At 66.6% G+C, this 12,023-nt stretch carries 10 protein-coding genes and 1 tRNA gene; 6 read left to right on the forward strand and 5 right to left on the reverse strand.

What is annotated here, in order from left to right; all coding sequences use genetic code 11:
• Positions 1 to 8 precede the first annotated feature (8 nt).
• From AC3FNH_RS13005 to AC3FNH_RS13025, 5 genes are all read right to left on the reverse strand, one after another.
• Positions 9 to 668: a hypothetical protein gene (locus tag AC3FNH_RS13005; RefSeq protein WP_488720316.1), complete on the reverse strand. Its 660-nt coding sequence runs from the start codon at positions 666 to 668 to the stop codon at positions 9 to 11.
• 180 nt (positions 669 to 848) lie between these two features.
• Positions 849 to 923, reverse strand: a tRNA-Val gene (locus tag AC3FNH_RS13010).
• Between the two features lie 133 nt (positions 924 to 1,056).
• Positions 1,057 to 1,770, reverse strand: a complete 714-nt coding sequence (gene dnaQ / locus AC3FNH_RS13015) for a DNA polymerase III subunit epsilon (RefSeq protein WP_488720317.1) — start codon at positions 1,768 to 1,770, stop codon at positions 1,057 to 1,059.
• Positions 1,771 to 1,801: 31 nt separating this feature from the next.
• A complete protein-coding gene (rnhA, locus tag AC3FNH_RS13020) occupies positions 1,802 to 2,239 on the reverse strand; it encodes a ribonuclease HI (protein WP_488720318.1) in 438 nt (145 codons plus the stop codon).
• Between the two features lie 63 nt (positions 2,240 to 2,302).
• A complete protein-coding gene (locus AC3FNH_RS13025) occupies positions 2,303 to 3,097 on the reverse strand; it encodes a class I SAM-dependent methyltransferase (protein ID WP_488720319.1) in 795 nt (264 codons plus the stop codon).
• 12 nt (positions 3,098 to 3,109) lie between these two features.
• Here AC3FNH_RS13025 and gloB point away from each other — a divergent pair, with 12 nt between their 5' ends.
• The 6 genes from gloB to AC3FNH_RS13055 all read left to right on the forward strand — a co-directional run bounded on the left by gloB (position 3,110) and on the right by AC3FNH_RS13055 (position 12,018).
• Positions 3,110 to 3,910 (forward strand): hydroxyacylglutathione hydrolase, encoded by an 801-nt coding sequence (gloB, locus tag AC3FNH_RS13030; protein ID WP_276099978.1) that lies wholly within the window; start codon positions 3,110 to 3,112, stop codon positions 3,908 to 3,910.
• A gap of 131 nt (positions 3,911 to 4,041) precedes the next feature.
• Positions 4,042 to 5,709 carry a transglycosylase SLT domain-containing protein gene (locus AC3FNH_RS13035; protein WP_276099979.1) on the forward strand — a complete coding sequence of 556 codons (1,668 nt, stop codon included), beginning with the start codon at positions 4,042 to 4,044 and terminating at the stop codon, positions 5,707 to 5,709.
• A 182-nt stretch (positions 5,710 to 5,891) separates the two neighbouring features.
• Positions 5,892 to 7,784: a propionate--CoA ligase gene (locus AC3FNH_RS13040; protein ID WP_488720320.1), complete on the forward strand. Its 1,893-nt coding sequence runs from the start codon at positions 5,892 to 5,894 to the stop codon at positions 7,782 to 7,784.
• 148 nt (positions 7,785 to 7,932) lie between these two features.
• The gene (locus AC3FNH_RS13045) at positions 7,933 to 10,302 is read left to right on the forward strand and encodes a bifunctional salicylyl-CoA 5-hydroxylase/oxidoreductase (RefSeq protein ID WP_488720321.1); all 2,370 of its coding nucleotides are present in this window, start codon (positions 7,933 to 7,935) and stop codon (positions 10,300 to 10,302) included.
• Positions 10,303 to 10,304: 2 nt separating this feature from the next.
• Positions 10,305 to 11,102, forward strand: coding sequence for an SDR family NAD(P)-dependent oxidoreductase (locus AC3FNH_RS13050; protein WP_488720322.1), 798 nt, complete (start codon positions 10,305 to 10,307; stop codon positions 11,100 to 11,102).
• A gap of 64 nt (positions 11,103 to 11,166) precedes the next feature.
• Positions 11,167 to 12,018 carry an enoyl-CoA hydratase family protein gene (locus AC3FNH_RS13055; RefSeq protein ID WP_276099983.1) on the forward strand — a complete coding sequence of 284 codons (852 nt, stop codon included), beginning with the start codon at positions 11,167 to 11,169 and terminating at the stop codon, positions 12,016 to 12,018.
• The last annotated feature ends 5 nt before the right edge of the window (positions 12,019 to 12,023 follow it).

Here is a 12,023-nt window from a genome sequence, read left to right on the forward strand (position 1 = left end):
TATCGCGGTTATGGCGGTGTGCCAACGGGCCATTGCCGGATGCGCAGAATGACCCGGTCGGAGAGTCGGACAGCCAGTTCCAGCAAGGCGGGCTGCCGCTTGCGGCTGATGCCGACGGTATAGCGCACCGAGGCGGCTTCGGCGTCGCCCGTTGGGGCTTCGCGGCAGCCGCATCGCATCGCCAGCCGCAGGATATGCAGTGGGACGAAGCGCTCGGCCTGTTGCATGTCCGCCAGCGCCTCGGCGGTGAAATGCAGCGGCAGGCGGGACAGTCGGATGAATCGCTCGCGCAGCTTGCCGCAGGTGCGCGCGTCGAGTGCGGCGCCTTCGGCGTGGAAGCCGGCGCGCGTCATGCCGCAGGCTTCCGGTTGCCACAGGGCGCCGATGGCGAGGTAGGGCAGGGCCACCTGCCGCGGGCTGGCTTCGTGCGCTTCGTCGATCGTGACGAAGCTGCCAAGCAGGTCGTACGTGAGGGCTGTGGGGCCAAAAATGCGGTGGTAGCCGGTGATGCAGTCCAGGTCTTCGTCATAGACGGGCCTGGCGTCGCGTGGAACGCGGACCGGGCGGATTTCGAACCAGCCCGGTGACACAGGGTAGCGTCCGGCCCAGGCGAACACCGCTTGCGTGGGGATCGGTTGCAAAGGAGGGCGAAGCGAAGACTGCGGCATGAACCCGCTCCTGCTCGATGGTGGAGCGGTCTACCGTATTGGCGCAGGGTTCGTGCCGGAATGAGACGGTACCGTTTAATCGGTACCGGGGCGTTGCGGGAACCGGCGTGAGTACGAGGCGAGTGCGGAAATGGAGCGCGGAAATGAAAAAAGCCAGCACAAGGCTGGCTTTCCTGAATCTGGTGGGTGGTACAGGGATTGAACCTGTGACCCCTGCCGTGTGAAGGCAGTGCTCTACCGCTGAGCTAACCACCCCAGCTGCTGCGTCGCTTTCGTGTTGACTACGGCGTTGACTTCGTCGTGCAGCGGAGAAATGAGATTATGCAGACGTTCTTGTATCTTGTAAAGCCCTTCCGTCAGATTTTTTCCTGGGCCGGACGCACAAGGGTCATGTCGCAGCAGCAGATTCCTGCCATACCGTCTTGCCGCCGCTCGCCTTGTCCAACTGCTTGAGCACACCGAGGTGTGCGGCTGCCTCGGCTTCGCTGGCGCGCAAGACGGGCAGGACGATGCTGGACAGGTCTAGGGCCGTGACGGAGCCATCCGTGGTTTCCGCGCCGTCCAGCATGTCGATGACCAGCGAGTTCTGGCCACGCGTCATGGCCAGGTAGACCTCGGCCAGCAGTTCGGCATCGAGCAGGGCGCCGTGCAGCGTGCGGTGGGCGTTGCTCACGCCGAGCCGGTCGCACAGCGCATCGAGTGAATTGCGCTTGCCGGGGAACATCTGGCGCGCCTCGAGCAGGGTATCGATCACGCTGCCGACGTGGCTGCGGAACGGCGGCAGCCCCAGCAGGCGAAACTCCATGTCCAGGAAGCCAAGGTCGAACTGGGCGTTGTGGATGATCAGCTCGGCGTCCTGCACGAAGTCGCGAACCTCGTTGACAACCTCGGCGAACTTCGGTTTGTCGGCCAGGAATTCGATGGTGATGCCGTGGACGGCGACCGCGCCTTCGTCGATGTCGCGCTCGGGGTTGACATAGAAGTGCAGGTGGCGGCCGGTGAGTCGCCGGTTGACCAGTTCGACACACCCGATTTCAATCAGGCGGTCGCCGCTGGCGGCATTCAGGCCGGTGGTTTCGGTGTCGAGAACGATTTGTCGCATGGCGGGCATTCTAGCGGACGCTCGGGCCGGCTCAGCCGTTGAGCGATTCGACGCCGCGGTTGGCCAGCGCGTCGGCGCGTTCATTGCCCGGGTGGCCATTGTGGCCGCGTACCCAGTGCCAGCTGATCTGGTGCCGCTGCACCAGCCCGTCGAGGACCTGCCACAGGTCGGCGTTCTTCACCGGCTTCTTGTCGGCGGTCTTCCAGCCGCGTGCCTTCCAGCCGGGCAGCCATTCGCTGATGCCCTTCTGCACATATTGCGAGTCGGTGTAGACGCGCACGATGCAAGGGCGCTTGAGCGCGCGCAGCGCTTCGATGACCGCGGTCATCTCCATGCGGTTGTTGGTGGTGTTGGCTTCGCCGCCGAACAGCTCTTTCTCGCTGGCGCCGGCAACCAGCACAGCCCCCCAGCCGCCGCGGCCGGGATTGCCCTTGCAGGCGCCATCGGAATAGATCGTAACTTCTTGCATGAGTCGTTCGTCAGGGCAGCCCGCTTGGGCCGCCGCAGGGTTGATAGGTGCGCCCCGGCGGGGTCAGCTGTCGTCGCCGGGGGTTTTGCCGTGTGTGCCGGTCGGTGTCGCCACCGGGCTGGCTACGGGTGTGAGCGCTGCCTTGGCGGTCTTCCAGGCCGGGCCGACCAGGCGGATATTGCGCACGCGCTTGACCGCGGAAATCATGTACACCGCGCCAAAGATCGGCCACCAGCGGTCGCCGGCCTTTTCCATGAATGCGGCACGCTGCAGCCAGCGGTCGGTGCGGTACGGCGGGCAGTAGCAGCCGAAGCGGCCACGGATGATGTCAAAGCCCAGCAGCTTGAGCCAGTCCTTGATGCGCACAAAGCCGATCGACTGCGCGTCAGTGGGCAGGAACGGCATGGCGCCCAGCCGGTTCAGTCCCTGGCGCGCGCCCCACAGGCTCATCGGGTTGAAGCAGGTCACCACCACACGGCCTTCGGGCATCAGTACGCGCGAGACTTCGCGCAGCACTTCGTGCGGGTCCTCGGCGAACTCGAGCACATGGGGCAGGGTGGCAAGGTCGATGCTCTGCGTATCGAACGGCAGTTCGTCGAAACGGCACAGCAACTGGCGCGCGTCGGGGTGCGCGGCGCGCGGCCCGTGGGGGCCGCTGGCGGGATCGAGTGCGAGCGCCGAGAACGGCATCCGGTTCTCGCGCAGGGTATCGATGACGGGCAGGCCCATCTGGACCGCGTGATAGCCGAAGATGTCCGTCACGGTCCGGTCGTATTGCTGCGCCTCCCACCGGAGCATGTATTGCCCGGGAGGCGAAGCCAGCCAGTCTTCCCAGCTTACAATCGGACGGTCAGCCATAGGAGTACACGCATGTTGAAAGTGGAGCCGATCCCCGCATTTCAGGATAACTATATCTGGGCCATCCACGACGGCCGCAATGCTGCCGTGGTCGATCCCGGCGAGGCGGCGCCGGTGGAGCGGTTCCTGGTGGACAAGGGCCTGGCTCTGGGCGCTATTGTAATCACCCATCACCATGGCGATCACCAGGGTGGTGTGGCCGAGTTGCTTGCCGCGCACCCGGCCACGGCCGACGGCTCGCCTATGCCCGTGATCGGCCCGGCCGCGGAGCGCATTGGCGGCCGTACCCAGGCCGTGCGCGAAGGCGATACGGTGACGCTGCAGGCGCCCGCGCTGCAACTGCGCGTGCTCGACGTGCCGGGCCATACTGCAGGCCATGTCGCCTATGTCGGCGAACTGCAGGGAGCGGGGCCGGCCGTGTTCTGCGGGGATACGCTGTTTGCCACGGGCTGCGGCCGACTGTTCGAAGGCACGCCCGCGCAGATGCTGGCGTCGCTGGACAAGCTTGCATCGCTGCCAGGAGACACGCGCGTGTACTGCGCGCATGAATACACGCGCAGCAATGTACGATTTGCGCGCGCGGTGGAGCCCGGCAATGCCGCGCTGGCTGCCTGGGATGCGCGCGTCGAGGCGTTGCGCGGGCAGGGCCAGCCGACCGTGCCGTCCACCATCGCGCTCGAGCGCGAGGTCAATCCCTTCCTGCGTTCACGCGAGCCGGCCGTGCGTGCGGCGGTGCAGGCGCAGGGCGGCAATGTGGCGGGCGATGCCGAGGCGTTTGGCGCACTGCGGGGCTGGAAGGACAATTTCCGCTGAACCGCATCGGCGCGAGTGCGGCGGCGACAGGGCGCGCGCCGGCATATTTGTCGCTTGGAAAATCTCATTGACGCGAAAGCCCGTTTTTTTTAGCATCACGCAACCTTTTAGCGTCACAATTCGAGAACTTAATGAAATTTGGTCGATTACTGGCGGTGTTTGCAAGCGTGGTGCTGCTCGCAGCCTGCGCCAGCACGCCCACACCGCCCGGCGCCGATGCGTCCGGCGCCCCGACCGCCCTGACTTCCACGCGCAGCGGCAAGGATCCGCTGAACACGCTCAGCGTCGACAAGACGCTCGCACCTGGCGCCGCCAAAATCAACGCCGATCAGCCTGGCCTGGACTGGCTGCGCGGCCCGTCCTCCGATATCTGGGACCGCATCCGCCGTGGCTTCGCCATGCAGGACCTGGAGGGGACGCTGGTGGACGACCGCACCCAGTGGTACGCGCAGCGCCCGGAATACATGGAGCGCATGGTGGCGCGGTCGAGCCGCTACCTGTATCACATCGTGGAGGAACTGGAGCGGCGCAATATGCCGACCGAGCTGGCGCTGCTGCCGTTCGTCGAGAGCGCGTTCAATCCGCAGGCGCAATCGAGTGCCAAGGCGGCGGGCATGTGGCAGTTCATCCCGAGTACAGGCAAGACCTACAACCTCAAGCAGAACATGTTCCGGGACGAGCGCCGCGATGTGCTGGCCTCGACCGATGCCGCGCTCGACTACCTGGCGCGCCTCTACGACATGTTCGGCGACTGGCACCTGGCGCTGGCGGCGTACAACTGGGGCGAGGGGGCGGTTTCGCGCGCGATCGCGCGCAACCAGGCGCGTGGCCTGCCCACCGACTACGCCAGCCTGACGATGCCGAACGAGACGCGCTACTACGTGCCGAAGCTGCAGGCGGTGAAGAACATCATCGCCAACCCGGCCGCGTATGGCGTCAGGTTGCCCGATATCCCGGACCATCCGTATTTCGTCACGGTCACCACGAGCCGCGATATCGACGTCACGCTGGCGGCCAAGCTGGCCAATATGTCCCTCGAAGAGTTCAAGGCGCTGAACCCGTCGTTCAACCAGCCAGTGATCCTGGGCGCGTCGAACCCGCAGATCCTGCTGCCGTTCGATAACGCCGAACGCTTCCAGTACAACCTGAACACCTACCGGGGCGGGTTGTCGAGCTGGACAGCGGTGACGGTGGATAACCGCGAGCGCGTGGAATCGCTCGCGGCACGCCTGAACATTGATCCGGATACGCTGCGCGAGATCAACAGCATTCCGCGCGGCATGCGGCTGAAGGCCGGCTCGACGGTGATGATCCCGCGTTCGGGCCACCATGATCAGGACATCAGTGCGACGCTGGCGGACAGCGCCATGCTGGCCATGGAACCTGACCTGCCCGATGCGCGCCGCGTGGTGGTGCGCGCCAGCCGCCGGGACACGGTGGCCACGGTGGCGCACCGCTATGGCGTGTCGCCGAGCCAGGTGCAATCGTGGAACAAGCTTTCCGGCACCAAGCTGGTTGCGGGACAAAGCCTGGTGCTGATGGTGCCGGTCCGCGCTGGTGGAGCGACCAGGGCCGCGCGCACGGCGCGCGCGGAGCCGGCCACCGAGAAGCCCGAAGTGGTGCGCGTATCGGCGCCCGCCAGGGGCAAGGCCGAAGGGCGCAAGCGCATCACGGTGGAAGCCGCGCCGCGCCAGGCGGTCAGCAAGGGCTCCGGGGCTTCGCGTTCGGCGGCGGCCAAGTCGGCGCCGGCGGTGAAGGCCTCGGCCAAGGGGGCGTCTAAGGCAGGTAAGGCCCGGTAGGCGGGGAGGAAGGTGGTCGGGATTGGGGTGTCGTTCTTCGCGGGCGCCGCTGTTTCGCCGGCGCCGCCGGCGAAACAGCGGCGCCTGCCAAGCACAACGGACGGGGGGGGGCGCACAGGACGCCGTGCCGGTGGCAAACTAGCACGACAATAACTACCCGCAAGACGCGGAGGAGACCTGCCATGACGGCAAGCCATGCCGTGCATGCCCGTTCGCTGGCCGACCCCGAGGGGTTCTGGGCCGAACAGGCGCAGCGCATCGACTGGGAAACCCCGTTCGGACAAGTGCTCGACAACAGCCGCGCGCCATTTACGCGCTGGTTCGTCGGCGGGCGCACGAACCTGTGCCACAACGCCGTGGATCGCCACCTGGCCACGCGCGCGCAGCAGCCGGCGCTGGTCTGGGTGTCCACCGAAACGGAGCAGGAGCGCACCTACACCTATGCCCAGCTGCACGACGAGGTCAGTCGCATGGCGGCCATCCTGCAAGGGCTTGGCGTACGCAAGGGCGACCGCGTGCTGGTCTACATGCCGATGATTCCCGAGGCGGCGTTTGCCATGCTGGCGTGCGCGCGCATCGGCGCGATCCACTCGGTCGTGTTCGGCGGCTTTGCCTCGGTCAGCCTGGCGGCGCGCATCGACGACGCGCAGCCGCGCGTGATTGTCAGCGCCGACGCCGGTTCGCGGGCCGGCAAGGTGGTGCCATACAAGCCGTTGCTCGACGAGGCCATCCGGCTCTCCGGCCATAAGCCCGGGAAGGTGCTGCTGGTCGACCGCCAGCTCGCCGACATGCCACGCGTGCAAGGCCGCGATGAAGACTACGCGGCCTGGCGCGAACGCGTGGCCGGTACCGAGGTGCCATGCACCTGGCTGGACTCGTCCGAGCCGTCCTACGTGCTCTACACGTCGGGCACCACCGGCAAGCCCAAGGGCGTGCAGCGCGACACCGGCGGCTATGCGGTGGCGCTGGCTACCTCGATGGAGTACATCTTCTGCGGCAAGGCCGGCGACACCATGTTCACGGCGTCGGACATCGGCTGGGTCGTCGGGCACAGCTACATCGTCTACGGTCCGCTGCTGGCGGGCATGACCACGCTGATGTACGAAGGCACTCCGATCCGCCCGGACGGCGGCATCCTGTGGCGGCTCGTGGAGCAGTACAAGGTCAACCTGATGTTCAGCGCGCCCACCGCGATCCGCGTGCTGAAGAAACAGGACCCCGCCTTCCTGACGAAATACGACCTCTCAAGCCTGCGGCTGCTGTTCCTGGCCGGCGAGCCGCTCGACGAGCCTACCGCGCGATGGATCCAGGATGGCATCGGCAAGCCCGTGGTCGACAACTACTGGCAGACGGAATCGGGCTGGCCGATCATCGCCATCCAGCGCGGCATTGCCGTGCTGCCGCCCAAGCTCGGCTCGCCGGGCGTGCCGGCCTATGGCTATGACCTGCGCATCGTCGACGAGAACACGGGCGAGGAATGCGCCCCCGGTCAGAAGGGCGTGGTGGCCATCGACGGCCCGTTGCCGCCCGGCTGCATGAGCACGGTGTGGGGTGACGACGAACGCTTCGTGCGGACGTACTGGTCGGCGGTGCCGAACCGGTTGTGCTATTCGACCTTCGACTGGGGCGTGCGCGATGAAGACGGCTACGTGTTCATCCTGGGCCGTACCGACGACGTCATCAACGTGGCCGGCCACCGCCTGGGCACGCGCGAGATCGAGGAGAGCCTGTCGTCCCACGCGGGCGTGGCCGAAGTCGCGGTCGTGGGCGTGCAGGACGCGCTCAAAGGGCAGGTGGCGATGGGCTTCTGCATTGCCCGCGACGCCACGCGCACCGCGACACCCGAGGCGCGGCTCGCATTCGAGGGCGAACTCATGAAGACGGTGGAGCAGCAGCTTGGGGCCGTGGCGCGGCCGGCGCGCGTATTCTTTGTGAATGCACTGCCTAAGACGCGTTCCGGGAAATTGCTGCGGCGCGCCATCCAGGCGGTGGCGGAAGGGCGCGATCCGGGCGACCTCACCACGATCGAAGATCCCACTGCGCTGGAACAACTGCTGTCGGCCCTGAAGGGCTGACGAACCTGCGATGTGCGCCGCTCGGGGCACATCGCAGATTCGACTTGCACCGGCCACGCTTGCGGGCTAATATTTGAAGCATAAAATATTTAGACATGATTTAGATGCGCTCCCGCCGCTGGCGGGCAGCCCGGGCAGGAGACGACAGATGCGAGTGCTTTGTATTGGTGGCGGGCCGGCAGGCTTGTACTTCGGCCTGTTGATGAAGCTGCAGGATCCGGCCAACGAAGTCATCGTGGTGGAGCGCAACCGGCCCTACGACACCTTTGGCTGGGGCGTGGTGTTCTCAGACGCCACCATGGATAACCTGAAGCAGGCCGACCCGGTCAGCGCCGTCGAGATCAACGAAGCCTTCAATCACTGGGACGACATCGATATTCATATCGGCGGGCGCACCATCCGCTCCGGCGGGCATGGCTTCATCGGCATTGGCCGCAAGCGGCTGCTCAACATCCTGCAGGCGCGCTGCGAAGCGCTCGGCGTGAAGCTCGTGTTCGAGACCGATGTAACGGACGACCAGACCCTGGCCATGCAATACCAGGCCGACCTCGTCATCGCCTCGGACGGCCTGAACAGCCGCATTCGCACGCGCTACGCCAACACCTTCCAGCCCGATATCGATACGCGCCAGTGCCGCTTCGTCTGGCTTGGCACGCACAAGCTGTTCGACGCCTTTACCTTTGCCTTCGAGAAGACCGAGCATGGCTGGTTCCAGGCACATGCCTACCGCTTCGACGATAACACCTCCACCTTCATCGTGGAGACGCCGGAAGAGGTCTGGCGCGCTGCCGGCATCGAGCAGATGAGCCAGGAAGAGGGCATAGCGTACTGCGAGAAGCTCTTCGCCAGGTACCTCGACGGCAACAGACTGATCAGCAATGCCACCCACCTGCGCGGCTCGGCAAACTGGATCCGCTTTCCGCGCGTGATCTGCAAGCACTGGGTGCACTGGAATACGCTGCCCGATGGCCGCCGCGTGCCGGTGGTGCTGATGGGCGATGCCGCGCACACAGCGCACTTTTCGATCGGCTCGGGCACCAAGCTGGCGCTGGAGGATGCGATTGACCTGGCAACCGAAATCGCCAGCTCGGGCCCGTCCGCGCATGACTCCCTGCCTGCCGCGCTGACCCGCTACGAGGCTACCCGCAGCGTGGAAGTGCTGAAGATCCAGAACGCCGCGCGCAACTCCACCGAGTGGTTCGAGAACGTCGAGCGCTATGCGGGGCTGGAACCGGAGCAGTTCGCTTACTCGCTGCTGACGCGTTCGCAGCGGATCTCGCACGAGAACCTGCGCGTGCGCGACGCTGGCTACGTGCAGAAGTTCGAGCACTGGCTGGCCGGCCAGGCTGGCGTGCCGCCCGAGGCGCTGCGCCTGCGTGAAGACAAGCCGGTGCCGCCCATGTTCACGCCATTCCGCGTGCGTGGCGTGACGCTTAAGAACCGCGTGGTGGTATCGCCCATGGCGATGTATTCGAGCGTGGATGGCGTGCCGGGCGATTTCCACCTCGTGCACCTCGGCTCGCGCGCGCTTGGTGGCGCCGGCATGGTGGTGGCCGAGATGACCTGCGTGTCGCCCGATGCGCGCATCACGCCGGCCTGCCCGGGTTTGTGGAACGACGCGCAGCGCGATGCCTGGAAGCGCATCGTCGATTTCGTCCACGCCAACAGCGATGCACGCATCGCCATGCAGCTTGGTCATGCCGGGCGCAAGGGCTCGACGCAGCTTGGCTGGGAGGCGATGGACCATCCGCTGCCGCAGGGCAACTGGCCGTTGCTGTCGGCCTCGCCGATTCCATACCTCGTTGATGAGTCCCAGGTGCCACGCGAAATGACGCACGCCGACATGGAGCGCGTGCGCGATGATTTCGTGGCCGCTGCACGCCGCGCCGCTGAGGCCGGGTTCGACTGGCTCGAGCTGCACTGCGCCCATGGCTACCTGTTGTCGAGCTTCATTTCGCCGCTGACCAACCAGCGCACCGACGAGTATGGCGGCGCGCTCGCCAGTCGCCTGCGCTACCCGCTCGAAGTGTTCGCGGCGGTACGAGCGGTATGGCCGGCGGACAAGCCCATGTCGGTGCGCATTTCCGCGCACGACTGGGTCGAAGGCGGCATCACGCCCGACGATGCGGTGGAGATCGCGCGCGCGTTCAAGGCAGCCGGTGCGGACATGATCGATTGCTCTTCGGGGCAGGTCAGTCCGGACCAGGCGCCAGTGTACGGCCGCATGTACCAGACGCCTTTCGCCGACCGCATCCGCAACGAGGCGGGCATCCCGACCATTGCGGTGGGCGCGATCTTCGAGGCCGACCATGTCGACAGCATCATCGCGGCCGGCCGCGCCGACCTGTGTGCCGTGGCGCGCCCGCACCTGGCCGATCCGGCCTGGACGCTGCATGAAGCGGCAAAGCTTGGCTACCGCGACGTGAGCTGGCCGCGCCAGTATGAAGCCGGCAAGCGCCAGCTCGAAACCAACCTCGAACGCGCCGCGGCCCTGGCCCGTGGCGTGGTGGAGCATTGACGATGACGGTCGATTCCCTGCGAGGCCGGCACGCGCTGGTGACCGGCGGCGGACGCGGCATTGGCGCGGCCATTGCGCGCCGGCTGCTGGCCGAAGGCGCCAGCGTCACGCTGGTGGGGCGCGACGTGCAGGTGCTGGAACGTGCCGCCGGCGAGCTGCGTCCCCTGCTGACCGATGGCGCCGTGCTGACGGCGGTGCCGGCGGACATCAGCGATGCGGACAGCGTTGCCGCCGCCTTCGCCACGGCCGAGGCCAAGGCCGGCCCGGTCGGCGTGCTCGTGAACAACGCCGGGCAGGCATACAGCGCGCCGTTCGGCAAGACCAGCCTGGCGCTGTGGCAGCGAATGCTGGACGTCAACCTGACCGGCACCTTCCTGTGCACGCAGGCCGCGCTGCCCGCCATGATGGCGGCGGGTTGGGGGCGTATCGTCAATGTGGCCAGCACCGCGGGGTTGGTCGGTTATGGCTACGTCAGCGCCTATTGCGCGGCCAAGCACGGCGTGATCGGACTGACGCGCGCGCTGGCGCTGGAGACCGCGCGCAGCGGCATTACGGTCAACGCGGTTTGCCCGGGCTATACGGAGACCGATATCGTGCGCGACGCCGTGGCCAATATCGTGGACAAGACCGGTCGCAGCGAAGCCGAGGCGCGCGCCGAACTGGCCTCGCGCAATCCGCAGCGGCGCCTGGTGCAGCCCGACGAAGTGGCGGACGCCGTCGCGTGGCTGTGCCGCCCATCGGCCAGCGCGGTGACGGGCCAGGCGATCGCCGTGGCGGGCGGGGAAGTCATGACAGGGTAAGCGCGCAGCGCCAGCGAACACGGCAGCGGATGGCGCTGCTGAGAGAACCAGACAGAGAGAGAACATGACCGACATCGCACTCGACATGCGCCACCACAAGCGCAGCTTCGCGGACTATTCGCCGAAACACTTCCTGTGGTCCGTCTCGGACGACGGCAAGGTGGGCACCATCACGCTGAACCGCCCGGAACGCAAGAACCCGCTGACGTTCGATTCCTATGCCGAGCTGCGCGACCTGTTCCGCGCGCTGTGCTATGCCAGCGACATCAAGACCGTGGTGGTCACGGGCGCAGGCGGCAATTTCTGCTCAGGTGGCGACGTGCACGAGATCATCGGCCCGCTCACGAAGATGAGCATGCCTGAACTGCTGGACTTCACGCGCATGACCGGCGATCTCGTCAAGGCCATGCGCGCCTGCCCGCAGCCCGTCATCAGCGCGATCGACGGCATCTGCGCGGGCGCTGGCGCGATGATGGCGCTGGCCTCCGACATGCGCGTGGGCACGGCGCAGGCCAAGACCGCATTCCTGTTCGTGCGCGTGGGCCTGGCCGGCGCCGACATGGGCGCGTGCTCGCTGCTGCCGCGCGTGATCGGGCAGGGCCGGGCCAGCGAACTGCTGTACACCGGCCGCGTGATGACGGCCGAAGAGGGCCTGCAGTGGGGCTTCTTCAACGCGCTGCATGCGTCGGACAAGGTACTGGCCGAGGCGCACGCGCTCGCCGCGCAGCTTGCAGCGGGCCCGACCTTCGCGCACGGCGTGACCAAGAAGCTGCTGCACCAGGAGTGGAACATGGGGCTCGACGAAGCCATCGAGGCGGAAGCCGAAGCCCAGGCCATCTGCATGCAGACGCGCGACTTCCGTCGTGCCTACGAGGCCTTCGTCGCCAAGGGCAAGCCTGTGTTCGAAGGCGACTGACCGCT

Source organism: Cupriavidus sp. 22TCCZM01-5 (genome assembly GCF_057798915.1).

Bases quoted from the DNA above. Each gene is read 5' to 3' on its own strand.
- dnaQ (WP_488720317.1), bottom strand. From the start codon at position 1,770: ATGCGACAAATCGTTCTCGACACCGAAACCACCGGCCTGAATGCCGCC.
- AC3FNH_RS13055 (WP_276099983.1), top strand. From the start codon at position 11,167: ATGACCGACATCGCACTCGACATGCGCCACCACAAGCGCAGCTTCGCG.
- AC3FNH_RS13035 (WP_276099979.1), top strand. From the start codon at position 4,042: ATGAAATTTGGTCGATTACTGGCGGTGTTTGCAAGCGTGGTGCTGCTC.
- AC3FNH_RS13040 (WP_488720320.1), top strand. From the start codon at position 5,892: ATGACGGCAAGCCATGCCGTGCATGCCCGTTCGCTGGCCGACCCCGAG.
- AC3FNH_RS13050 (WP_488720322.1), top strand. From the start codon at position 10,305: ATGACGGTCGATTCCCTGCGAGGCCGGCACGCGCTGGTGACCGGCGGC.
- AC3FNH_RS13025 (WP_488720319.1), bottom strand. From the start codon at position 3,097: ATGGCTGACCGTCCGATTGTAAGCTGGGAAGACTGGCTGGCTTCGCCT.
- AC3FNH_RS13005 (WP_488720316.1), bottom strand. From the start codon at position 668: ATGCCGCAGTCTTCGCTTCGCCCTCCTTTGCAACCGATCCCCACGCAA.
- rnhA (WP_488720318.1), bottom strand. From the start codon at position 2,239: ATGCAAGAAGTTACGATCTATTCCGATGGCGCCTGCAAGGGCAATCCC.
- gloB (WP_276099978.1), top strand. From the start codon at position 3,110: ATGTTGAAAGTGGAGCCGATCCCCGCATTTCAGGATAACTATATCTGG.
- AC3FNH_RS13045 (WP_488720321.1), top strand. From the start codon at position 7,933: ATGCGAGTGCTTTGTATTGGTGGCGGGCCGGCAGGCTTGTACTTCGGC.